The sequence below is a fragment of the Paenibacillus sp. FSL M7-0896 genome (assembly GCF_037975415.1).
In the GTDB taxonomy this organism is placed as follows: Bacteria; Bacillota; Bacilli; order Paenibacillales; family Paenibacillaceae; genus Paenibacillus_AQ; species Paenibacillus_AQ silagei.
On record NZ_CP150250.1, the window covers coordinates 2,319,775 to 2,343,429 of the forward strand.

General features: G+C 54.3%; 24 protein-coding genes and 1 tRNA gene. 18 read left to right on the forward strand and 7 right to left on the reverse strand.

Translation table 11 applies throughout. The features are described from left to right. Positions 1-2 precede the first annotated feature (2 nt). Positions 3-1,394, forward strand: coding sequence for a DNA repair exonuclease (locus MKY12_RS09755; protein WP_339313586.1), 1,392 nt, complete (start codon positions 3-5; stop codon positions 1,392-1,394). Further along, on the forward strand, positions 1,391-5,065 hold the full coding sequence (locus tag MKY12_RS09760) for an AAA family ATPase (RefSeq protein ID WP_339313587.1): 3,675 nt from the start codon (positions 1,391-1,393) through the stop codon (positions 5,063-5,065). The genes MKY12_RS09755 and MKY12_RS09760 overlap by 4 nt, the downstream gene beginning before the upstream one ends. Here MKY12_RS09760 and MKY12_RS09765 read toward each other — a convergent pair. Continuing rightward, entirely contained in the window at positions 5,052-6,185 is a 1,134-nt protein-coding gene (locus tag MKY12_RS09765) for a hypothetical protein (protein ID WP_339255401.1), read from the reverse strand. The two genes, MKY12_RS09760 and MKY12_RS09765, sit on opposite strands and share 14 nt — an antisense overlap. Positions 6,186-6,361: 176 nt before the next feature. On the opposite strand from MKY12_RS09765, the gene MKY12_RS09770 reads away from it, so the two are divergent. From MKY12_RS09770 to MKY12_RS09795, 6 genes are all read left to right on the forward strand, one after another. Further along, on the forward strand, positions 6,362-6,931 hold the full coding sequence (locus tag MKY12_RS09770; protein WP_209877970.1) for a xanthine phosphoribosyltransferase: 570 nt from the start codon (positions 6,362-6,364) through the stop codon (positions 6,929-6,931). A gap of 108 nt (positions 6,932-7,039) precedes the next feature. Further along, a complete protein-coding gene (locus MKY12_RS09775; protein ID WP_036725087.1) occupies positions 7,040-7,357 on the forward strand; it encodes a hypothetical protein in 318 nt (105 codons plus the stop codon). A 131-nt stretch (positions 7,358-7,488) separates the two neighbouring features. Continuing rightward, positions 7,489-7,710 (forward strand): hypothetical protein, encoded by a 222-nt coding sequence (locus MKY12_RS09780; RefSeq protein ID WP_036725081.1) that lies wholly within the window; start codon positions 7,489-7,491, stop codon positions 7,708-7,710. Positions 7,711-7,729: 19 nt separating this feature from the next. Further along, positions 7,730-8,521, forward strand: coding sequence for an SDR family oxidoreductase (locus MKY12_RS09785; RefSeq protein ID WP_339255403.1), 792 nt, complete (start codon positions 7,730-7,732; stop codon positions 8,519-8,521). Next, the gene (locus tag MKY12_RS09790; protein ID WP_339255405.1) at positions 8,518-9,195 is read left to right on the forward strand and encodes a hypothetical protein; all 678 of its coding nucleotides are present in this window, start codon (positions 8,518-8,520) and stop codon (positions 9,193-9,195) included. The genes MKY12_RS09785 and MKY12_RS09790 overlap by 4 nt, the downstream gene beginning before the upstream one ends. Positions 9,196-9,244: 49 nt before the next feature. Next, the gene (locus MKY12_RS09795) at positions 9,245-9,757 is read left to right on the forward strand and encodes a hypothetical protein (RefSeq protein WP_339313588.1); all 513 of its coding nucleotides are present in this window, start codon (positions 9,245-9,247) and stop codon (positions 9,755-9,757) included. Between the two features lie 120 nt (positions 9,758-9,877). Here MKY12_RS09795 and MKY12_RS09800 read toward each other — a convergent pair whose 3' ends face one another. Beyond that, on the reverse strand, positions 9,878-10,336 hold the full coding sequence (locus MKY12_RS09800; protein WP_339313589.1) for a hypothetical protein: 459 nt from the start codon (positions 10,334-10,336) through the stop codon (positions 9,878-9,880). 180 nt (positions 10,337-10,516) lie between these two features. On the opposite strand from MKY12_RS09800, the gene MKY12_RS09805 reads away from it, so the two are divergent. Both MKY12_RS09805 and MKY12_RS09810 read left to right on the forward strand, forming a co-directional pair. After that, positions 10,517-10,600: transfer RNA gene (locus tag MKY12_RS09805), tRNA-Leu, on the forward strand. A 172-nt stretch (positions 10,601-10,772) separates the two neighbouring features. Further along, complete coding sequence (locus MKY12_RS09810; protein WP_339314843.1) at positions 10,773-11,108, forward strand: MazG-like protein; 336 nt, start codon at positions 10,773-10,775, stop codon at positions 11,106-11,108. Here the strand turns inward: MKY12_RS09810 and MKY12_RS09815 are convergent. Beyond that, complete coding sequence (locus MKY12_RS09815) at positions 11,087-11,569, reverse strand: TetR/AcrR family transcriptional regulator (RefSeq protein ID WP_339313590.1); 483 nt, start codon at positions 11,567-11,569, stop codon at positions 11,087-11,089. The genes MKY12_RS09810 and MKY12_RS09815 overlap by 22 nt on opposite strands. Before the next feature lie 145 nt (positions 11,570-11,714). Here MKY12_RS09815 and MKY12_RS09820 point away from each other — a divergent pair, with 145 nt between their 5' ends. The 7 genes from MKY12_RS09820 to MKY12_RS09850 all read left to right on the forward strand — a co-directional run bounded on the left by MKY12_RS09820 (position 11,715) and on the right by MKY12_RS09850 (position 19,123). Continuing rightward, a complete protein-coding gene (locus MKY12_RS09820) occupies positions 11,715-12,605 on the forward strand; it encodes a 2-dehydropantoate 2-reductase N-terminal domain-containing protein (protein ID WP_339313591.1) in 891 nt (296 codons plus the stop codon). Positions 12,606-12,699: 94 nt separating this feature from the next. Beyond that, positions 12,700-13,326 carry a hypothetical protein gene (locus tag MKY12_RS09825; protein ID WP_235191872.1) on the forward strand — a complete coding sequence of 209 codons (627 nt, stop codon included), beginning with the start codon at positions 12,700-12,702 and terminating at the stop codon, positions 13,324-13,326. A 39-nt stretch (positions 13,327-13,365) separates the two neighbouring features. Next, positions 13,366-13,785, forward strand: coding sequence for a hypothetical protein (locus MKY12_RS09830; RefSeq protein ID WP_339255412.1), 420 nt, complete (start codon positions 13,366-13,368; stop codon positions 13,783-13,785). 206 nt (positions 13,786-13,991) lie between these two features. Further along, positions 13,992-15,338, forward strand: coding sequence for a citrate transporter (locus MKY12_RS09835; RefSeq protein ID WP_083684870.1), 1,347 nt, complete (start codon positions 13,992-13,994; stop codon positions 15,336-15,338). Positions 15,339-15,594: 256 nt separating this feature from the next. After that, positions 15,595-17,727: a hydantoinase/oxoprolinase family protein gene (locus tag MKY12_RS09840; protein ID WP_339313592.1), complete on the forward strand. Its 2,133-nt coding sequence runs from the start codon at positions 15,595-15,597 to the stop codon at positions 17,725-17,727. 35 nt (positions 17,728-17,762) lie between these two features. Next, entirely contained in the window at positions 17,763-18,446 is a 684-nt protein-coding gene (locus MKY12_RS09845) for a hypothetical protein (RefSeq protein ID WP_339313593.1), read from the forward strand. Between the two features lie 17 nt (positions 18,447-18,463). Then, the gene (locus tag MKY12_RS09850) at positions 18,464-19,123 is read left to right on the forward strand and encodes a GntR family transcriptional regulator (protein ID WP_036725153.1); all 660 of its coding nucleotides are present in this window, start codon (positions 18,464-18,466) and stop codon (positions 19,121-19,123) included. Positions 19,124-19,207: 84 nt separating this feature from the next. Here MKY12_RS09850 and MKY12_RS09855 read toward each other — a convergent pair whose 3' ends face one another. The 4 genes from MKY12_RS09855 to MKY12_RS09870 form a co-directional block, all read right to left on the reverse strand. Next, positions 19,208-20,356, reverse strand: coding sequence for a DUF2812 domain-containing protein (locus MKY12_RS09855; protein WP_339313594.1), 1,149 nt, complete (start codon positions 20,354-20,356; stop codon positions 19,208-19,210). Then, positions 20,353-20,724: a PadR family transcriptional regulator gene (locus MKY12_RS09860; RefSeq protein ID WP_339255421.1), complete on the reverse strand. Its 372-nt coding sequence runs from the start codon at positions 20,722-20,724 to the stop codon at positions 20,353-20,355. Before MKY12_RS09860 ends, MKY12_RS09855 begins: the two co-directional genes overlap by 4 nt. A 101-nt stretch (positions 20,725-20,825) precedes the next feature. Continuing rightward, a complete protein-coding gene (locus MKY12_RS09865) occupies positions 20,826-21,512 on the reverse strand; it encodes a hypothetical protein (RefSeq protein ID WP_339313595.1) in 687 nt (228 codons plus the stop codon). After that, positions 21,509-22,387 carry a YihY/virulence factor BrkB family protein gene (locus MKY12_RS09870; RefSeq protein ID WP_339313596.1) on the reverse strand — a complete coding sequence of 293 codons (879 nt, stop codon included), beginning with the start codon at positions 22,385-22,387 and terminating at the stop codon, positions 21,509-21,511. Before MKY12_RS09870 ends, MKY12_RS09865 begins: the two co-directional genes overlap by 4 nt. Before the next feature lie 241 nt (positions 22,388-22,628). Between MKY12_RS09870 and MKY12_RS09875 the strand changes: the two genes are divergently transcribed. Then, the gene (locus MKY12_RS09875; protein ID WP_339255427.1) at positions 22,629-23,564 is read left to right on the forward strand and encodes a hypothetical protein; all 936 of its coding nucleotides are present in this window, start codon (positions 22,629-22,631) and stop codon (positions 23,562-23,564) included. Positions 23,565-23,655: the final 91 nt, after the last annotated feature.

The following is a 23,655-nucleotide window of genomic DNA, read 5'->3' on the forward strand; positions in this document are numbered from 1 at the left end:
CTATGATTCCTTTTCGTTTCCTGCATGCGGCGGATCTGCATCTGGACAGCCGGTTCGCCGGTCTGTCCCATCTCCCCCAGGATATCCGCTCCTATCTCCGGGAGTCTACCTTCGCCGCCCTCGGGCGGCTTGTTGGCGTAGCCACCCTGCAAAAGGTGGATTTCGTGGTCATAAGCGGCGATGTCTACGATGTCGCGGATGCTTCACTTCAGGGGCAGCTCCGGTTCCGGGAGGCCCTGGAGGAACTTGGACGCCACGGGATTCAGGTATTCCTGATCCACGGTAACCATGATCCTCTGGACGGCCCGCGCCTTAGTTCGGCACCGCCTGCCCATGTTACGGTATTCGGCGGGAGTGAGCCGGAGCGCGTGACCGCCCGCCGCAGGGAAGACGGACGGGAGGTAGCTGTGGTTAGCGGCATCTCCTACCCGACCTCCAAAGTGACAGAGAATACAGCTCTGCGCTTCAGCCGCCAGCCGGGCAGCAGCCTGTTCCACATCGCCCTGCTGCATGGCAATGTGGATGGGGATCTCCAGCATGAGACGTACTCCCCGTGCACCCGGAAGGATCTGATCGGCAGGGGCTATGACTATTGGGCGCTCGGGCATATTCATAAGCGGAGTATTCTGCATGAGCATCCGCCTATCGTCTATCCGGGCAATATTCAAGGAAGAAGCATTAAGGAGACCGGGCCCAAGGGCTGCTATACGGTTGATGTCAGTGCAGAGGGGGGAGTCCGGCTGGATTTCCATGAACTGGACAGTGTGCGCTGGCAGGTCCGTGAGCTCTCTATAGATGGGCTCACTGACGAGGCCGAGTGGACCCTCGCTGTAGAGAATGCAGTGGAGGATATCCGCAGCGAGACCCCGCAGATGATGTCTGTGGTCAGGTTCCGCCTGACCGGACGGGGCGATATACATAAGGTGCTGGCTGAGAAGGGGGCGGCGGATGATCTGCTCACCGAGCTGCAGCGGCGGGAAACGGTGCGCGCGGTGTGCAAGGAATATGCGGGCTTGGTCTGGACGGAAGGCTTCTCCATCGAAACGGGACTTGCGGTTGACCGTGAGCACTTGCTTCTGGAGGACAGCTTCCTGGGTGAAATGCTACGGCTTGCCGGGCGCAGTAACGGGAATGCCGCAGAATTGGACGAGCTGGTCGCTACTGCGCTGAGACCGATGATGGAGAATCAGGAGCTGCGCAGGCTGCTATTATCCGTAGGCGCCGAAGAGAAGCAGGAATGGCTGAGAGGTGCAGCGGAGCTGGGAATCACATTGCTGAGCGGACTGGAAGAGTCCGGCGGGACGCCGCTGAATGCTGCGGAAGAAGGCAAGGCGTATTCTGCTGGGGATGCAGGAGATGGCGATGGACAGCAAGGCCGGGAGGTAGAGGAATGAAGATCGATTCATTGCGGATAGATGGCTACGGAAGGCTGGCTCAGCGGGAGATCGGACTGAATGAAGGGGTCACGGTTCTGTTCGGACGCAACGAGGCGGGTAAAAGCACGACCCTGCAGTTCATCCGTGCTATGCTGTACGGCATCCCCGGCCGGGGGAATCCGGCTGAACGGTACGAGCCGCTGCAAGGAGGGACGCACGGCGGGGTGCTGGAAGCAAAGGATGAGTCCGGCGCATTATGGACTATCCGCCGGTATGCATCCGGCGGCGCGGGGCCGGGCCGTGCAGAGAAGCTGCATATTGCACTCAGCCATCCGGATGGCCGTACGGAGGAGCTGAATCAGGCGGAGCTGGAGCGGCGTCTGCTTGGCGGCATCTCCCGGAGTATGTTCCGCCAGCTGTTCGCTGTCTCGCTTGACGAGCTGCAGGAGCTGGGTGCCTTGCAGTCCGGGGAAATGAGCAGCTACCTGTTCCATGCCGGGATGGGCGGCGGTGGAGAGATTATGCGGGCAGAGAAGCGTCTGGTTCAGGAGGCCGAGAAGCTCTACAAGCCGCGCGGCAAGGTCCAGGAGGCGGCCAGGATTCTACAGTCTATCGGGAAGCTGGAGCAGGAGGTAGCGGAGAGCCGCTCCTATCTGCCGAGATATAACGGGAACACCCTGGCTCTGGAAGCTGCGGAGCAGCAGCTGGAGCAGATGAAACTGGACCGCGAGCTCGCCGGAGCAAGGCTGATGAAACTGCGTAAGGCGCAGGACATCCGGGAGCTGTGGCTGAAATGGAGCGAAGGCCGGCTGGAGCTGGAGGAGCTTCCCGTGATCGCGTCGTTCCCGGATAACGGGGCGGAGCGCTGGAGGTCACTTACAGCCGATCTGCGCAGCTTGCAGGGGGCGGCGTTCCGGCTGGAGCGGCTGACGGCGGAGCTTACAGCAGAGCTTGAGGCGAATCCGCCCGACCCTCTGCTTGCGGAGCAGGGGCCTGAGCTCGAAGCGCTGGACCGCAGCCGCAGCAGCTATGAGGACAAGCGGGCAGAGCAGCAGCGGATTGCCGCGGAGCTGACGGCTCTGCGGGAGCAGCTGGAACGCCTGCTGCGCAGTATCGGTGCAGGCTGGGATTCGGCAGCGCTCGCGGACTTCACCCCGTCCGCCGCGGACCGGGAGGCCGCGCGGCGTTATGCCGGCTCATTTGCCGGGTATGACCGGCAAATGGAGACCCGGGGCGCGGAGCTGCTCAGCCTCCGCGCCCGCAAGGCCGCCGCCGCTGCTGCGCTGCAGGCGGCCGAGCGCCTGCTGGCGCAGGAGCACGCCAGCGGCGCAGCGGACTTCGCGGGCCTGGCTGCGCGCAGCCCGCGTGAACTGGTGCAGCTCTGGGACGAGCTGCAGCAGGCCGCCGAGCGCTGGCGCGAAGCGCAGCTCGGCCCGGAAGGCGGCGCGTCAGCCCCGCGCCGCAGTGACGCCGCCGGGGGCAGCCGCCCCGGCGCGAACGGGCGCCGGGCGGCACGCTACCGGCGCTTCCTGCAGGCGGGCGCAGCGCTTACGCTGCTGCTGCCGCCTGCGCTGTGGCTGACCGGCGCACCGCCGGTCAGCGTATGGTCCGCGCTCGGCCTGCTGGCCGCAGCGGACCTGTGGCTCTGGGCCGCCCTGCGCGCAGCGGGGGCGGCGGTTGCCCCGCCGGAGCCGGGCGGCGGGGAGGCGGGCAAGGCCGCAGCGGAGATGCTGCGGCTGCGCGGGCAGCTGCTCTCCGGCGCGGAGCGGGAGAGCGGCAAGGCGTCCAGCCCTGACGCAGGCGGGCTGGAGGCCGGGATGCGCGAGCTGCGCCGGCTGATGGAGGCCTGGGGCACCTGGCGCCAGCGCGTAGACCGGCAGGCGGCTGAGGCCGAGGCCTGCCGGACGGAGCTTGAGCGGCTAAGCGGACAGGAACAGGTGCTGACAGGCGAACTGGAGGAAGCGGAGGCCCGCTTCACAGAGCTGGCGGCGCGCTATGAAGAATGGCTGCGTCAGCGGAGACTCCCCGAAGGGCTGTCCCCGGACGGCCTGCCGGATATCTTCGCCCTGGCAGAGCAGGGCCATGAGCTGCTGCGCCAGGAGGCCAAATGGTCTGCGCGGCTAAGCGGACTGGCGGCGGAATGTGCACTATATGAGCAGGAAGGGATGAAGCTGCTTGCAGCTGCGGAGACCGGACGGGTAAACTCCATTTCCTTTGTAGCTGTCCAGCAATCGCTACCGGCTGCTCCGCTTACTGATCAGCACCAGCTACCCGCTAACGAGCCTACTGAGCAGCAATCACTACCCGCTGCTCCGCTTACTGATCAGCACCAGCTACCCGCTAACGAGCCTACTGATCAGCACCAGCTACCCGCTACCGAGCCTACTGAGCAGCAATCACTACCCGCTGCTCCGCTTACTTATCAGCACCGGCTACCCGCTACTCCGCTTACTGATCATCACCAGCAGCTATCTGCTAGCGATTCATCTGCTTATCAGACGTCATCACCTACCGAGTCTACTGAGCAGCACCGGCTACCCGCCACCGAGCCTACTGAGCAGCAATCACTACCCGCTACTCCGCTTACTGATCATCACCAGCTACCCGCTACCGAGCCCACTGATCAGCACCGGCTACCCGCCACCAATCCTACCGCCCAGCATCCACCCGCAACTCCAGCTGCTCCCCGCCACCCCATACCAGCCGCCCTATTAACCTGGCTGGAGCTGCGGAAGCGGGAGTGGGATCAGCTGAAGGCTGAGCTGCTGCGCACAGAGAGTGTGGAGGCGCGGCTAGCTGAACTCCGGGAGGAGCTGGCAGCGAATCACAGGGAGCAGGCGGAATTGAACCTGCGCTGCTCGAAGCTGCTGGAGGAAGGCGGTGCTGAGGACGGCGAGCAGTTCCTGCGCCGTTCCTCTGCGTGGCTGAGGCGGATAGAGGTTACGCGGTCCGTGCGTCAAGCGGAGCTGGCAATGTTCAGCGGATGGGATGACGAAGGCCGGGCAGAGCTGCTGAGTCTGCTGGAGCATCTGGACGCCGGGCGGCTTGCGCAGGAGCGTCAGGCCACGGAAGAAGCGGCGGCCGAGCTTGAAGAGGAACGCAGCGCACTGCTTGAGCAGCGCGGTAAGCTGCTGCAGGAACGGGAAGCATTGACGAAGCGCGGCAAGGAAGATACTGCACTCCAGCAACTGGAGGAACAGCGGGCGGCACTGCGTAATCTGGCCGGGCGATATGCGGTAACGGCGCTGGCGGCCGAGCTGATGGGCAGGACACGCCGGATCTATGAGCAGGAGAAGCAGCCTCAGGTGCTGCAGCTGGCCTCCGTGTATTTCTCGAAGCTCACGCACGGGGAATACCGCCGGATTGTGATGACGCTGGGGCATAAGGAGCTGAAGGCTGAACATAAGGATGCCGGACTGCTGGACAGCGGGCTGCTCAGCCGGGGAACCGCGGAGCAGCTGTATCTGGCGATCCGGCTGGCACTGGCAGAAACGATGAGCAGCAAGGTGAATCTGCCGCTGTTCTTCGATGATCTGTTCGTTAACTTCGATGAATACCGGCTTCATGCGGCTCTGGCTCTGCTTGGCGAGCTGTCTTCTTCCCGGCAGATCGTCATGATGACCTGCCACCGTCATGTCGCCGAAGCTGTGGCGGGCAGCATTCCTGCCGCAGCAGTTATTTCCGTGTAGTGCGGATCGCAGGCTTGATGCTGACAATCGTAATCCCCTGCTTCTTGCCGCCCGCTCCTCCTGCGGGCGGCTTGCCCTGCCCTGGCGGCGGGGACATGGGGGAGCGCACCAGCATGACCACCCATATCAGACACAGCGCGCCGAAGATCGGGTAGAAGATGCCCAGCAGCGAGCTGAAGCCGAACTGGCTGAACACATAGCAGATTAGCATCAGCAGCGGGGCGACAAGCGCGGGGGCGACCGGGAGCCGCTGCTGGAGCTGTACGCTTACCCCGTAGATACCGGCGACGAAGGTGCTGAAGATTTCCATGAAGATCAGCAGCAAGAAGACCATCTGCACCACCGGACCCAGCCGGATGGCGATGCTTCCCATCGGAATCTCAAACTGCAGGATGCCCGGCATCTGCGAGCTCATGGCAAAATGGGCCGCCAGCAGCATGAACCCGATGCCCGCTCCGCCCAGAATCCCGCCGCGCACCAGCGCACGTTCGTCATTCGTATGACGGGCCAGCGGAACCAGCACCGCCTGGGCCATGCCAAGGTTGAACGAGGTATAGAGCAGCGGGGAGATCCATGCGTTGATACTGCTGTAATCGGTGGGCAGGAAGAGGAAGCGTTCGGCTCCCGGAACGCCCAGCGTATTACAGACAAGGATCAGCGACAAAGTAAGCATCAGGGGCACCACCAGGCTGTTGATCTGCAGAATGCCGGAAATACCGCGCTTCAGCAGCAAGTAAGATCCGAGGATAGTCAGAAGCAGCCCCGCCTGATAGGGAAGGCCGAGATGCTCCTTGAAGATCGCCCCGGCGCCTGCCAGCATGATGCTGTTCACCCCGATCAGAATAATCATGGTAAACAGGCTGATGATGGTCCCGGCCTTGGCTCCGAACAGGTGGCGGTTGAAATCCTCATACGAGTCCGCAGAGATTTTCCGGGCGATGATCATCATTTTGGTGCCCAGCCAGATAAAGAGAGCGGCAGAGAATAGAATCGTCAGCAGCGCCCAGTGGCCGTATCTGGTGAAAAAACGGAGGATTTCCTGGCCGGTAGCGAATCCGGCGCCGACAATGGTGCCAATATAAGTGAAAGCGATCTGTAATGTGCGGAGATGTGACTTCATGCTTAGCCTCCTTATGAATGCTGCGAAGTTTACAATTGCGGGGCCTGCAAGGATATAGCCTTGTGTAGTCCGCATAGTACAGGTTATGATGAGGAACAGAGGGACATGACTTCCGCCTGGACGAACAGGTGCGATTTCGGTGGAACGTCTATTAAGTGTAATGGAGGTTTACAATGATGGAATTATTGAAACAGCGGATATTGGAGGAAGGGATTGTCGTCTCGGATCAGGTGCTGAAGCTGGACGGACTGCTCAACCACCAGGTCGATCCGATGCTGACGATGGAAATGGGACGGGAATTTGCCCGCAGATTTGCTGAGGCTGGAGTTACTCGCGTAGTGACTGTGGAATCCTCGGGGATTGCCGTGGCATTTGCCACCGCTTATGAGATGAAGGTGCCGCTGGTGTTTGCCCGGCGCAAAAAAACGCTGCTGGCTGATCCCGACGCTCTGTGTGAACGGGTTCCATCTTTTACCAAAGGGATTGTTACGGACATTATGCTGTCCCGCCAGTTCATCTCGGAGGATGACAAAATCCTCTTCATCGATGATATTATCGCCAATGGCGACGCGGCGCGCGGCCTGATTAAGATTATCCAGCGTTCAGGTGCCGAGCTGGTGGGCCTTGGCGTAGTGGTCGAAAAAAGCTTCCAGGCCGGTGCCCGCACGATCCGGGAACAGGGAATCCGTCTGGAGTCTCTTGTTGATATCACCTCTCTTAATGACGGGACGATTGTTTTTGGATAAGGCTGAAGTGACAATAACAGGAACACAGCCTATTTTTGAAACATCTGCTTTTCACCCTATAAGTTTTCCTTTATAATAAAAATTAGACATGAGAGAGGAGGCGTCACAATGGGGAATGAACCGGTGACAGAGCAATTTTTTATTGATAAACTAACCGAGGCTAAGGATCACTTCGAACGTGCGCTGGATTGCAAACACACGGAGTTCGACGATTTGTATCCCTATATGATCGAACATCCTCAGTTTTTCTGGTACAAACGTTATGTTGCTTGGTCAGAGCTTTTGACAATCACAAGTTTGTGTGAAGAACTGTCGTATAGCTGGAGACAGACATTCACAGAGCATCAGGTCGAATATCTGGAACAACGTGTGATGTCCGCTAAAGTTCTTGACTTCTGGTTTGAGAAGAATGAAGCGCTGATATAGGAACTTCATAAGACATACAGATTGCTTTTGAAAGATAACTAGACCCGGATGATTCTCATTTGGGTCTTTTTCATGACCGGATTCAGAGTTAAATTGGACAAGCTAAGCACAGAGAGGGGAGTAAGAATACTATGATAAGTGATGAACAACTGGATGCCTACCGGATTTCCGGTGAGCGGATAAGAGTTGTACGCGACGGGCTGGCGAGCAATGATATCCGGGGAATCGTGCTGGCCTGGGACGAGACCCAGGTGATGATCCGGCGTCCGAACAAGCATGTGGTGAAGCTGGACCGGAGATACCTGTATCAGCCGGTGAGCGAGCCGAGACCGGAAGCCTATACCCCGGAATGAGCGGAGAATGGAGGTCAAGATGAGCCATCACAATAAAATTTCGATCGTTACCGGAGGTGCAGGCGGAATCGGACGCTGCCTCACCGAGGAATTACTGAAGGCCGGAGCAGTGGTTGCCTGCATCGATACGGATCTTGCTGCCGGACGCTGGCTGGAGGCCAAGTATGGAAGAGAGCGTCTGTTCTTTTATCAGGGAGACATTGCGGAACAGCCGGTGCTGGATGATTTCATCTCACAGGTAATCAGCCGCCACGGACAGGTGGATTACCTGATTAACAATGCCTGTATCAGCCGTAAAGGGCTGCAATCAGAATGCAGCTATGAGGATTTCGAGTATGTGCAGCGGATCGGAGTGACGGCGCCTTATTACCTGACGCTGCGGCTTAAGCCGCATTTTGCCCAAGGAGCCTCTATTGTGAATATCTCCTCCAGCCGGGAGCGGATGTCTCAGCCGGATACCGAGAGCTATACAGCGGCCAAAGGCGGGATCGGCGCATTGACCCACGCCCTTAGTGTAAGTCTTAGCGGCAAAGTGCGGGTTAATGCAATCAGCCCGGGTTGGATTGATACCACCACTTATCACGGTACAGAGGAATCGGCAGAGCCGGTTCATACAGAGCCGGATCGGCTGCAGCATCCTGCGGGAAGGGTAGGAACTCCGGCGGATATCGCAGGCATGGTGCTGTTCTTGTGCAGTGAGGCTGCGGGATTCATAACGGGCGAGAATATTACAATCGATGGCGGAATGAGCAAGCAGATGATCTACCATGGAGACGAAGGCTGGACCTATCAGCCTGGAGGACAACGATGAAGCTGCCTATAATTAAAAATGCCGGGGAACTGGCCGCGCTGGTGCGGGAGATCGGTTACCTGCCCATGTTTCGCTGCGAGATCGCAGGCTTCTCTCTGGAGGAATGCACTCCTGCAGGCTACTGGTTCGTGAAGGGTGTAGAAGGGCCGTGGGAGTGGCGCGAGGAGATTGCGGCTGGGGGCGAGATCGCTTATGCGAAGCTCTTTAACAAGAAGGCCGGGTTCATCAGCAGAGAATGGTACCCGGACTTCGCGAATTACCGCCGGGACGGTTATGATTTCGATGCCAGATATGATGACGGACTGGCCTCTATGGCCAGCAAACGAATCATGGATGTGTTGCTGGAGCATGAGGCGGGGCTGCTCTCCAGTGATCTTAAAGGGCTGTCCGGCTTCGCGGCCAAAGGTGCGAAAGGCTTCGACACAGCCATGACGCTGCTCCAGATGCAGACCTACATTACAGCCAGCAAATTCGAGTATAAGCAGGACAAGCATGGCCGTCCTTACGGCTGGGGAATCGGGCGGTATGCCGTGAGCGAGCATGTATTTGGAACAGACTATGTGACTTCGCGTTACAATGATCAGCCAGTGTCATCCAGGGAGCGGATTATGGAGCATACGGCTAAGCTGTTCCCGGAGGCAGGATCGAAGCAGCTGGAGAAGGTTCTAAAGTAAGGACGGGCGTCGAACTGGTGAACGGCAGGAAGGGACCGGGTTGCCGTTTGTGCCAAATGTATGCGAAAAACCGATTACAATTGCTCGCGCGAAGGAAGCTGGATCAAATATAATCGAAAAACCGATTACAATTGCTCGCGTGGAGCTACCTGGACCAAATGTAATCGAAAAACCGATTACAATGGGTCGTGTGGAGGTACCTGGACCAAATGTAATCGAAAAACCGATTACAATGGCTCGCGTGGAGGCACCAGGGCCAAATGTAATCGAAAAACCGATTACAATGGCTCGTGCGGAGGTACCAGGGCCAAATGTAATTGAAAAACCGATTACAATGGGTCGTGTGGAGGTACCTGGGCCAGATGTAATCGAAAAACCGATTACAATGGCTCGTGCGGAGGTACCAGGGCCAAATGTAATCGAAAAACCGATTACAATGGCTCGTGCGGAGGTACCAGGGCCAAATGTAATCGAAAAACCGATTACAATGGCTCGCGTGGAGGCACCTGGGCCAGATGTAATCGAAAAACCGAGTATAGGTCCCCAGTATTCCAGACTATAAAGTCTGGAATAGCCGCTCACCACCAACGTATCACTTATTGATCTGCACCCGCACCAAGAGCCTCGTCCAGAATAGGACGAGGCTCTTGTGTCAGCAGTACAATCCATTACAAGGTGCGGCTTAGATGGACATCGCCAACTGTTCGACTTGTTCTTCCTGGGGAAGGACGGAGGCAAGCTCGGCACCCAGTCCGAGGTAGGCACGCATACGCTGCATCATTTCATTACGGAAGCCGGGCCATAGAATATGGATCTCGCCAACATAGCCCCGGCAGTTATACTCGGCGGTAACTCCGCGCTGATCCTGGCGCACAGTGCTGATCTTGAGCTGGCTCACGGTAAGCTCGCGGGTAACCTCCTGCAGCATCAGGGATGTCTTCTTGGTAGCGCTGGATACCAGCTCCATGTAGAGCTGGGGAGTCTTGAACAGACCGCTCTTGCCGATGGCACGGCAGTCCCGTTCAAATACTTTATGAATAAACGTTAGCAGCAGATAGCTTCTGACCAGGGACAATTCATCTTTGGTTATATTCTCAGGGATGGTTGGTGTAGTTAGGGGGTGTCTCTTGGTAATCGCCATTATAAATCACCTCATTTATAGTATGCGAACCTTTGTTCTCATTATACACCGAATCCGCAAATAAAAGCAATATTTTACTTGCAATTTATGGATAGCAATTTACAATAAAATAAACTTGACTCCATAATTCAGGCATGGTAAGATCTATCTTGTGACTGCGAAAGCAAGTCAACTGAATATGCGGTCATGGCGGAATTGGCAGACGCGCTGGCTTCAGGTGCCAGTGGTAGCAATATCGTGGAGGTTCGAGTCCTCTTGACCGCATCATAGGTAACATCAACACAGGTTCTTGTGTCACTTATTTAAGTGATATAAGAACCTGTTTTTGCGTTCAGCAATTCATTTATTTCATTTTAATATGACAGAATGTAGTCATGTTAGGCATGCTATTGTTTTCTAGTCATTTGAAAAGGAGGGACTTGATCAAGTGGAAGAAATGAAGAAGAGCCTGAGCTTCAATGAGATTGTTGAGCGTTCCCTCGTTATAAGAGAATTCTATCACAGACTGGAGCAGCAGCATCACGGGACACAGTGGAGTGTGGAAGAGGATGCGCTTGCTTTTTTGACAGATGCCGGGTTAGTGGGCCGGTTGACGATGTCTGAGCAGAAGCGTTGGCCCAAAGGCGGCGACACCCGGTCTGAGCTGCAACATAAGCTTAGCGAGTGTATCTGGTGGCTAATTATTCTGGCGGAGCGGATGGAGGTTGATATCAGTGAATCCATGGAGGTCTTCCTGTCCTCATTCGAAGATCAGAATCCTTCATCAGTATAAGCCGATACCCCTCTTGAATATAAATTCTCCGCTAACTTGATGAATTCTTCTGGGGGTACATCCTTATCACTTTGGAGCCAAAGACGAAATAAAGAAAGGGTCGTCGTCAGATAGAACTCAATGAAATACGGCGTTAAGGCATGGTTTTGCGGAAGGTTCAGGTATTGCTCCATGGGGATGTCTTTTTTGTCCAGAGAAGAGAGCGCATCTTGTACCGAATGCATAGACAGCTCTTTATCGGCAAGTTCTGTTTTGATGTCAAGGAGCAAGTTACTTTCAACAGCGTCCAGCAATTCGTAAATATCAGTAGAATATTGATAAAAGGTACTGCGGTTATACCCTGACCGGTTGGAGATTTCCTGAATGGAAATTTTCTCAACCGGCTTTTGGCTGTATAGCTCACAAAAAACTTCTATAAATCTTTGTCTTGTTTTCTCTGTGATTTGAGGTTGTTTTTTCATGTGTTCCTCCTGCTGGTGCATAAGATATCATCCGACAGATATTAAAAAATTGATGATTGATCAAGGAATCCTAAAGCTTTATGATCACATCATACAACATGTTGTTGGATGATCATACGGAAATATGAATCGGCGGGGTGGTAAGATGTCAGCAAAGCAAGAAAGAATTTTAATTTTCGGTGCAGGTGTGATCGGAAGCATCTATGCAATGAAGCTTATGGAAGCCGGGTTTGACGTTAGCCTGTTTGCACGTTCGGACAGACTCAGATCTTTACAAGAAAAAGGTCTGCAATACCATGACAAAGGTACAGTCAGATCGATTCCGGTGAAGGTTATAGATACACTCGAAAATGATGATGTATACGATTATATTTTCGTTACCGTCCGTTATGACCGGGCCGAATCCGCGTTGTTAGCACTAAAGGATAATCAAAGCCCGAATATTGTTACGATGACCAATAGTTCGATTGGATTTTCTTCGTGGCGGGGGATTGTGGGGGATAGACTTTTACCTGCTTTTCCCGGCTTCGGCGGACAGATTAAAGATGGGGTCCTGTACGCCCGGTTCATGCCCAAGTTTCTAGTGGCCACCTCATTTGGCGAAGTGAACGGCGCAGTGACGCAGCGCGTCTTAAAGCTCGCACAAGTATTTCAAGCCGCCAAGCTTCCTTACGTTATCAAAAAGGAGATGCAGGCGTTTCTAATCACCCATTCCGTATCCGACATTGCTCTGCTGGGCAGTTTGTACGGCGGAAACGCAGACCCGGCCCGAACCCGAAAGACGGCACGTCAAATAACAGTTACTCTCAAAGCGTACCTCAGGAAAATAAAACAAGCGGGTGTTGCCGTTGATCCGCCACTTTTCACAATAGTCCCAAAGCTCCCAAGCTTCATACTGGATGTTCTCTTCATTGCTTGGCTACGCACGAAAATGGTTAAAGATATGCTGCTGCCGGATTATGCGAATGCTGCGAACCAGGAGGTTGTGCAGCTGGAGAAGGATCTAACGAAATTTTTATCTATGCAGAACGGCTGATGAATCGATTGTTCCGGTATTGTAACCTGTCTGTTTATTCTTTGCTTCCAGCGGATGGTAAGGTTGAAGGACTGAAGCAGGCGGGAGGCTTACCATGATCACAAGATTAGGGATGATACTGAAAATATCCATATTGGCGGTCTGCCTGGCTGGATGCAGTCAGGCGGCAGAACCGGCAGGCGCACAGCATGTTCCGGTCACTCCAGCACCACCATCAGAACATGCTAAGCAAGAGGAGAATCTGATTCCGCTCAATACCTCCGAACCTTTTATCGGGCGAATGGAGCTGGATCAGGCGACGGAGGAATTCATCTATGGAACCTGGAAGGTGGACAAGCTGCTGGGATTCGCGAATTCCTATAATGACGCATCTGAATATCCGACAGGGCAGGACATCATTGGAGATGAGATTGTGATTCATCAGGATTACTTCTCCTCCAAGGGGCTAGAGGGCTATGAAGCGTACCAATACGAGTTAACCAATCCCCGCTACAGCATAACCCAGAGACATTATAACAGGGATTCCTTTTACAGAGTGAACAAACTGGATCTGCCCATTATCGGAATCAACGATGAAATGACAGTCATTGACATAGCGGAAGCTTCGCCGGGGCTGGGTATACCGCTAGGGTTCCTGGATGTGAATCATAGCAAACTGATCCTGTGGATCGAAGCTGCCACGTTTGAGTTGATAAGAGTGGACGAATCGGGTAATAAGTAGTCTAAGTACTGGAGTTTATAATGACAGGAGTGAGCGCATATGAGCTGGGATGTATTTATCATGAAAGAGAAGTATGATTTTGAAGCGCCGGAGGAGGAGCAGCCCCCAGTGCCTCCCCTGGGACAACGTGATGAAATCATTGAGAAGCTGACCCGTCGTATACCGAATCTGGATTACCGGGATAAGGCTTGGGGCTTCCTTGAGGGCGAGGGGTATTCGATCGAGTTCAACACAGGCGAAGAGGAGCTCGTGAATTCCATCATGCTGCATGTCCGGGGCGGGGGAACGGTGATGGAGACGATCCGTCTGGTCTGTGAGACACTGGAGGCTTATGCGCTGGATACATCAGATTCCGGCTATATCGACTTTGAGCAGCCTGAAGCAGCGGAGCAATCCTGGGAGCAATTTCAGCGCTATCGTGACCAGGTGATTAACCAGGTGATTAACAAGGATAACTGAAGAATATAGACATGAACAGAGGCGCAGGATGGATTACATCTGCAGCCTCTGTTTTGTTTTGAAGTGTTTGGAAATAACATGCAGAAGGGTATTGACGCCTAATGAAGTAGCATGTTAATATTTTCACGTGACAAACTAACATGTCAGTATACATAAATAGCATGTTAGCATGTTAACTCATTTATCCTACTTCAGGAGGTTATTTTGTGGATGTGGCTAATGTTGTAATCGGTTTCATTATGGTCTTATCGTTTTTTGGATTGGTGTGGTATTGCGTCAAGGGGTATAACCTTATGGTCGGCTTCTTCGTCATGTCAGTGCTGTGGACCTCGATTGCCCTGATCGGAAATAGCATTCATCCTACCTCCGTGATGGAGGGCAAGACGTTCATTGACGTCCTGACGAACGTGTTCCAGACGGGGCCTGAGAATTACGGGAAGGCGATACTGGTTAATATTTTCTTCGGCGCCTTCTTCGGAAGAGTCCTGATCGACACCGGGATTGCCGCTACTCTGATTCGTAAGGTTGTAGAGCTTGGAGGAGACAAACCAAGAATTACCATGTCTCTGCTGTGTATCGTTACCGCTGTAATCTTCACATCCATGACCGGTATCGGCCCGGTAATCTCCATTGCCGTCATCGTGCTGCCGATCATGCTGTCGCTAGGAATTCCTTCCCCGATTGCCTTGTTCTCCTTCATGGGCTCAATCATGGCGGGGATCTTCGGGAATATCGTGAACTTTAAGCAATATCAGGCGATATTTGCAACAGCCAATGAGAGTTATGCCAGCTACGACTACAATACATATTTCAAATTTGGCATGATTGCGATGGCTGTGTCCCTGATCGTGGTTCTGGTGGTATCTAACGTGATGATGAACCGGAAGCTCTCCCGGGCCTGGGCGGCAACACCGGATAGCGGAGCTACTGTAGATGCACCTGCTATCTCCTGGATCTCGATCATTCTGCCGGTAGTGGGTGTGGTGGTGCTCAAGGTTCCGATCATTTTTGGATTTATCTTCGCCGCCCTGTTCGCCCTGTTGACCTGCGGTAAGCTGAAGGGTGGTTTTGCAAGCGTTTGCAGAATGCTGTCGAAGCAGTTCGCGGACGGAGCCATTGATGTAGCGCCGATGATCGGCTTCCTGCTTACGCTGTCGATGTTCAACAATGCGGCCACGTATGCTTCCCCTTATTTCAAAACCCTGCTGGACGGCGCAATGCCCCAGACCGCGCTGCTCTTGTGTATTGTCTTCGCCATTCTGACACCGCTCGGCTTCTTCCGCGGCCCGATGAACCTGGTCGGCTCCGGTTCGGCCATCCTGGCTGTCGTGGTGGCAACCGCTGCCTGGCCGGTACAATTCCTCTATCCGCTGTTCGCCATTACTACAGTAGCACCGCAGCATTTGGACGTTACACAGTCCTGGGTGGCCTGGGGCTTCGGCTATACGAAGGTTCCGGCCAAGGAATATATGAAGATGTCGATTCCTACCGGCTGGATCATCGGGATTATTCTCTGCGCGGTTGTGTTCTTCATGTATGGCAATCTGGTGTAGCGTGTAGCACTGCTTAGCATTAATCAATAAGTAGTACTCAAGTCAATAACGAGAAGCTATAAGGAACGAAGGGGAAATTTGGAACTGTAGGAGCGGTAGCGTCCGCCTTTGTCTGCGGATTTCCACCGCGAACAGCGGTACAAATCAAGAAATTTGCAGACAACAGCGGCCGGAAGTCCAAATGTTCACCGCAGTGACGGTTAGGCTTCAAATTTCACTTGGGTCTACTATTAATGAAGAGAAACGGAGAAATCATATGAGTACAATGGTTAGAATGGGGATCGATGTGGGGGGAACCCATACCAAAGCAGTTGCGATTGACAACGCGACACATGAGATTATCGGCAAATCGTCCGTGAAGACGACGCATGACCATGCCACAGGCGTTGCCGCAGGAGTGGTGAAATGCTTCCAGAATTGCCTGGAGGAGAACAATATCCGTCCGGAGGATGTAGTGTTCGTGGCCCACAGTACCACGCAGGCAACGAATGCGCTGATCGAGGGAGATATTGCACAGGTGGGCATTATTGGCCTGGCGAAGGGCGGTCTGGAGGGCTGGCTCGCCAAGCGTCAGACCCGGCTTCAGAATATCGATCTGGGCAACGGCAAGGAGATCAAGATCTACAATAGCTTCCTTAATGTTAAAAAAATGTCCGAAGCCTCTGTGCTGACGGTCATCGATGAACTCAAGCAGCAGGGGGCACAGGTGATTGTGCCTTCGATGGCTTTTGGCGTAGATAACGGGCGGCCCGAGGAACTCGTCTATATAGAAGCAGAGAAAAAAGGCATGCCGACCACCATGGCCTCCGACATCACAAAATTATACGGGCTGACCCGCAGAACGCGGACGGCGGCGATTAATGCAAGCATTCTGCCGAAGATGCTGGATACCGCCAATTCCACAGAGAAGTCTGTGCGGGAGGCCGGGGTCCATGTTCCGCTGATGATTATGAGAGGCGACGGCGGCGTCATGGAGATCAGTGAGATGAAGAAACGGCCTGTGCTGACGATGCTGTCGGGACCGGCGGCCTCGGTCATGGGATCACTGATGTATCTGAGAGCGTCGAACGGGGTGTACTTCGAGGTCGGCGGCACGACTACCAATATCGGTGTGATCAAAAACGGCCGCCCGGCCATCGACTATTCCATCGTCGGCGGTCATCCGACCTATGTCAATTCCCTGGATGTACGGGTGCTCGGCGTGGCCGGCGGGTCCATGATCCGGGCGAACAAGAGCGGAGTGGTCGATGTCGGACCAAGATCGGCGCATATCGGCGGTCTGGATTATTCGGTATTCACCGATCCGGATAAGATTAAGGGAGCGCAGGTCGAATTCTTTTCTCCGAAACCGGGTGATCCTGCTGATTATGTGGCCATCCGGCTGGAGAACGGGGAGCGGGTGACGATCACGAACTCCTGCGCGGCGAATGTGCTGGGACTGGTGAAGCCGGAGCACTTCTCCTACGGGAATGTGGAAGCGGCCAGAAGGGCGATACAGGCACTGGCGGATTATTGCGGAACGACGGTAGAGGATATCGCCAAGCAGATTATGGAGAAGGCCTATGCCAAGATCGAGCCGATCATTCTGGCGCTGGCTGAGAAATACAAGCTGGAGAAGGATCAGATCTCCCTCGTCGGCGTGGGCGGCGGAGCGGCTTCGCTGATTGTCTATTTTTCGGAGAAAATGGGCCTGAAATACAGCATCCCCGAGAATGCCGAGGTTATCTCTTCGATCGGAGTTGCCTTGTCGATGGTCCGCGATGTGGTGGAACGGATTATTCCGTCCCCGTCCAAGGAAGTGATTGCCGCCCTGAAGATGGAAGCCTTGAACAAGGCCATCCAGAGCGGAGCGACCCCGGAGAGCATCGAAATTCATATCGATATAGATCCGCAGACCTCCAAGGTGACCGCGATCGCTACAGGTTCTACCGAGGTGAAGACGACCGAGCTGCTGAAGGAATGTGATGAGGCGGAGCTGCGGGAGCTGGCTGCCCAGGATATGCGCATTCCTGTAGAGCGGACGGAGCTGCTGCAGAAGACTAGATATGTTAGTATTTTCGGCGAGAAAATGGATAAAGCCGGTGAAGCCGGCGCGGTTCGCATCCTGGACACCAAGGGCTTCATCAAGGTGCAGAGAGGCCGGGGCATGGCGCTGAAGACAACAGCCGGGGACTATCTCAGCGCGGTTAAGCAGTTGTGGGAGGCAATGGCCGTCTACCAGACTGAGCTGATTGCAAGACCTGACTTCTACCTGTGTATCGGCGCACGGGTGATGGACTTTACCGCCTCAGACTTCGAGCAGCTGGAGCTGCTGATGGACATTGAGATATCCACGTTCGAGCCGGACACGGAGCTTATTGTTGTGGCGGCCAATATCAAGCAGAGCTAAGAGCTGCGCGGAAGAGCGTGTAGACAGGAGGACGTATGCAAGTACAGACGAAGCTGGGAGAGCTGTTGAATCCATTGCTGGAGGTTGACGATGAGGCTTGGGGAATGTATGCCTTCAGGAGAGACATCCTGAACCGGCGTATTCCGCCGGAGACGAAGCGGGAAATGCTGAAGCAGGCCAGAGCCTGCGGCACCGAATATGCACAGCGGATGATGCTTGAATATGGGACCTGTGATGTCCGGGTGCTTGCTGAACGTATGAACCTGAAGCTGGAATTCAAGGATGCGCTCATGACCGGCAAGCGTGTGCTGTTCGCTTCCTATACCCCTCCCGACCGGATCGAAATCATGGAAGAACCCTTGCACATAGCGGCAGAACAGGTGCGGGAGGCGGGTCCAGGTCTAGTTGAACTTTTTCCTCAAGCTGGTATAATGAATACTATCCTTGGCCACGAAATTTATCATTTTGTAGAAGACCGGTTTGCACAGGAAATATACACCCGGACCGAGCGCATTCTGCTGTGGAAGCTACTGGGCCTGAAGAATTATTCTACAATACGCACCTTAAGTGAAGTTGGAGCCATGGCTTTTACACAGGAGCTGAACAGACTGCGATACTCGCCGTTTATTCTGGATGTTCTGTTGTATTATGCCTACGACCCAGCCAGTGCGGAGACAATAACCCGTGATGTACTAGGAGTGAGTTCAGGGAAGGTGTAGGGAAGCCGTTGAAGATTATGAATAACAGCAATTCACTGAATGATGTAACTTACAATAGAATAAAAGAAGACATCATGAATATGACGCTCGAGCCAGGAATGGATGTCAGTGTGCAGAAGCTGTCCGAACGCTATGGCGTCAGCCGCACACCGGTGCGGGAAGCAGTGGTCCGTCTTCAACAGTCAGGACTGGTGGAAATATATCCTCAGCGCAAAACGGTAGTCTCCAAGATCGATCTGCAACGGGTCCGTGAGGAGTGGTTCATCCGCACCTCGCTTGAATCTGCGGTGATCGATGAGTTCATCCGCAAGTGCAGCGAGCTGGTAGCAGATACGATGCAGGAACTGATTAATAAGCAGAAGAAATATATGGACAAGAAATACTTCAGAGAATTCTATATTAAGGACAACCGGTTCCATCAGCTGATCTTCCAGACGGCCGGGGAAGAATTGTCCTGGTTCACCATCGAAGAGGTAGCATCCCATTACAACCGTATCCGTCTGCTCTACGGGAAGATGGAGGGGGTGCAGCCGTCTGATATCGATAAGCATGTGAAGATGGTGGCGGCTACCCGCAAGCGCGATGTGGAAGGGATGCGCAAGGTCGTGATGGAGCATTCCAATACACTGCTGGACCGGGTCCAGAGCATGTCGGGGCAATACCCGCAATTTTTCTAAATGTACACAAGATTAAAGGCGTATTCGAAAGTTCCGCTCTATGGAGAGGACTTCCGGGATACGCCTTTTTTTGTGATACCGCTCCTATTGCTGCTTGAGCCGCCGGTAATATAGCCAGGTTCGGCCCGCGAACGAGCCGAAGAGCAGAATGGAAAGGAACATAATTGAAGTGTTCCACGCCTGGGAAGTGGTAGTTTCATCCCGCAGGATGCTACCTATGAAGGCCGACACATTCAGGCTGTAGAGCAGAATCATGGGCAGGAACAGCAGGGTATAGCTGATGGCGATTTTACGTGCGTGCTTCAGGCGGTGTAACGGATCGCTGTAGAGCTCCGGGTATTCGGCATGCTCCGGGTTCTCCCGGCTCCACAGGGTCCATTTCTGTAGAGAGAAGGGAGAACTGTAGAGTCTGGTCCAGCCTGCCTCCTGATGCAGCTCGAAATACCCTTCACCCGCAACGACCTGATAGTCAGCGTGATATTTCATACGGCGCGGACGGCCCTTGCTGAAATGGAACAACGTTCCTCCGAAGCCTACTTTATAGAGATTCCAGCCGTCCAGCTCCTTGTCCTCCAGCCATTGCTCCAGCCGGTCTGGGGCATACATCCAGCCTAACTTCATCCGCGCCATCGTAGTGCCGGCAGGCTTAGGCGTTGCGGGAGGCTTCTTCATGTCCGTGTGCCCTTGAAGAAGTTCCCTGTTGGCTGCCCGGAGCTTGATAAGCGAATAAATGGCAAGTACCAGCAGGAGTACTGCCAAGGCAGCGGCCGTCCAGGTTGCCGCCCACATTGGGCTAGGCTGAATGCGGATAGGAGCATCGTTAGAGTAGGTTAAGCCTAGAGCAAGCAGGGGAATAAGTGCAATGAGCAGCAAATACACCAGGATTCCCATGAAAAGATAGGAGAGGATGCGGTTACGCCTCAGGACATCCTTACGTGAAGGATAGGCGCTAATCTGTGAAGGTGAACTATCATTCTCGTACAGGCTCCACTTTCCTTGCTGCAGCCGCCTGCTCCATCCCTCTGCGGCAAGATAAGGAGACATGGATGAATGCTTGGATGAATGATAAGCCAGCTGATAAGTTAGCAAGGCGGGCTCACCCTTCCGGAAGGTAAAGCGCCGCAGCAGTAAGCTCCATTCCTCCAGACGCCATCCCCTGCCGGCCATATCGGCTAACCAGGCTTCTGTCCCCGGCAGATCGTAGCTCCAAAAGGGCCGAAATACAGTTCTCATTGAAATTCCTCCTCACTGGTGACGGCGTTGCGGTGAAGTTCCTTTAATCTGCCGATTTCTGCGCGCATGACTTCCTTCCCCAGCTCAGACACCTCGTACACCGTCTTTCTCTCTTCATCGGCAAATACGGTAATTAGCCCATCCTTATTCATCTTGGTCAAGGTTCCATACACCGTACCGGAGCCCAGCCGTAGCCGTCCTTCCGACAGATCATCCACATGCTTGATGATTCCGTATCCGTGGCGCGGCTTGGTTAAGGACAACAGAATATAGAAGGCCGTTTCGGTCATGGGGACGTACTTTTTTAGAACCTTTTGTGCTGCGGACATCGCGTTCACCTGCTTCGTCAATTCGTTGTGCCAAGTCATGGCTATAAAAGAATATGTCATGCTGTGACTATGTCACAACATGACTATATCACGGTGCGACATATAAATCAACTTGAGGTGAGCGAGATGAGGTAGCAGAGTTATATTGGCGAAAGAAGCAGGGGCCGGCACAATGGCTGCCAGAGCTCAGGTACAAGCTGGGGCTGTGAACAGTAGACTGCCTGTAGATACTGGCTGAGTGGGGCCAGCTTGTCCTGGGCCAGTACCTCCTTAATCTCGGACGGCTTGACGGGGATAGCTTGTCCGGTGGAGGACATGAATTCGGTGAGAGGGAGCAGCATGGCGCAGCTCTTGCGGTATGACATGCGGTGCGGGAACCTGGGGGAGCTGCCGGAATCGTATTTGGACAGTCTGATGCGGGTGTAGTGATCAGCCAGGACTCTGCGGGCATCAAGCTTCAGCACAGCGAAGACCTCGCCCGGCTCTCTGCGCGAATACATTGCAGCCATTGCGAGGCAATCGCGCCAGGTCGGCCACAGGAACACATGACGGTCCAGGCAGCGGCGGAATTCCTCCGCCGTTGTGCCTGGGTCCATGGCTTCGGGGGTAATTCGCAGATGGGCATTCAGAATCGCGGCTTGCCCGGCGTAGCTTACCCGGTGCGCGACAGCCCGCCGCTCTCCGGCTGCATGGGCGGGACTCAGCACGGCAGAGGAATAGATGGTGTCAAAGGCAGCCATGGCGGGCAGATTCACTGCCCGGGTGAAATGATAGAAGGAGGTGCGGAGCGGGCTTTTGGTAATGGCGTCAATCAATGAGGGGTTCATGGGAGCTTTTGTCCTTTGAAGGAGCTGAAGGGCATACTCTTCACCTTGCGGTTCAGCAGGACCGCATTGATCTCGCCTCCGGCCAGGATGATAAAAGAGCTGATATATAGCCAGATTAGCAGCACGGTTACACCCCCGAGACTGCCGTAGGTTTTGGAGAAATCACTGAATTGATTGACGTATACCGAGAACAGAATCGAGGTCGTAATCCAGCCGATGGTGGTGAACAACGCCCCAGGCATTACCTCCCGCAGCGCCAGTCTCCGGCTGGGAGCGATCCAGTACAGCAGGGTGAAGACGATGAACATCACGAGCAGCGGAATCGCGTATTGGAGCAGATCCCAGAGCTTTTGGAATCCATAGGGAAGATCAACCAGCAGGAAGACCTGCGTCTTGAGCCAGCTGCCAAGGACCAATAGCAGAATGCTGAGCAGTACGACGAACCCGATCGTCAAGGTAGCGAGCAGGGCGATCCCCCGGATTTTCCAGAACGCTCTGCTCTCGTCAATCTCGTAGGCACGGTTCAGCCCCTTGATGATGGCATTGATTCCTTTGGAGGCGGCCCACAGGGTAGCCAGCATCCCGAAGGACAACAGCGTCTGGCTGCGTCCGGCGGACACATCCTGCAGAATCTCTTCTATAATAGAGATGGCTTCGGCGGGCATGATCTGCTCCAGCTGCTGTATATTTTTCTCCAGGGAGATATTCGCATACCCTATCAGGGTCATGATGAAGATCAGAAAAGGAAACAAAGACAGGATTAAATAATAGGTCAGCTGCGCAGCGATGCCCTGGACATCATCGTCGTTGATTTTCACCCATAGCTGCTTGATGAACTTGAAAGTGCCTCTTGTACTGCCGGAAGTGCTGTTCATAAGACCCTCCTCCATGAATTTGCGGATAGACTGACATGGTAGCCAAATCGTTCCATATATATGTATACCCGTTATAATATCCTTTAGTCCGCCGGGGTAGTTTTTATTGTAACATACCGGAATTAGTAATTAGTTGGATCTGGGGCAGTGAAAATTCAAGCAGGAAATTCCCTTGTATTATATTGGAAAACTCTTAGAATAGTAGGAAAGATAACAATATAGGAATATAAGGAGAATGTATATGAAGCTGTTGTTGGAGGAGTATGAGGGAATCAGGCGCTGGATGTACCGCAATGCCCGTCCGCTGGACCTGGCGCGATGGAGATTTCACTTTGAGGGGGGCGGGTCTGCGCCGGTACTGGAAGCGCTGTCCGCCTATCAGAATGAGGATGGGGGCTTCGGCCATGCCCTGGAAGCGGACGCGTGGAATCCGAATTCCACGCCCATCCAGACCGCTACGGCGGTAGAGAGGCTGCTGGAGCTGGAATTTGCAGATAACGGGCATCCGCTGGTGCAGGGAATTCTGAAATACCTGGACAGCGGTGTGGATATGGATGGCCGCACATGGAAGAATGTCGTAGCTTCCAATAACGATTATCCTCATGCCCCCTGGTGGCATACAAGCTCGGATAGTACCTCCCACAGTATGTATAACCCTACAGCTATTCTGGCCGGATTCATTCTGAAGGCTGCTCCCAAGGATAGCGGGCTGTATGCCAACGGACTAGGGATTGCCCGTGAGCTGACGGAGCTTTTCCTGCATGACCCTGTGATTGAGATGCATCCGTTGAAATGCGTGGATACGCTGCTGCATTGCATCACCTGGGCCGGGCTGCAGGAGCACTTCCCCTATGTGGAGCTGCAAAAAGCCTTCAAAGTACAGAGCGCACGGCTGATCAGCCGCGATGAGGGGAACTGGAACGGGTATGGCTGCAGACCGTCAGCGTTCGTCCATTCGCCGCATAGTCCCGGGTACGCTGAACTCGGCGGGCTGCTGCACCAGGAGCTGGATTATCTGCTGGAGACCCGAAATGCCGCAGGGGTCTGGGAGCTGACCTGGGGCTGGGAAGGATATGAACGTGAGTATGCTGTCAGTGAGAATTGGTGGAAGGCACATATCGTGATTGAGAATTTACGGCTGCTGCGGGAATTCGGACGAATGGCGGAGCTGCAATGAACAGGATTGGAATGCAGTTTAGCATAAAATAAAACAAATGCAGCGCATCGTCAAGCCACAGCCCTCCGTATCGGGAGCTGTGGCTTGATCG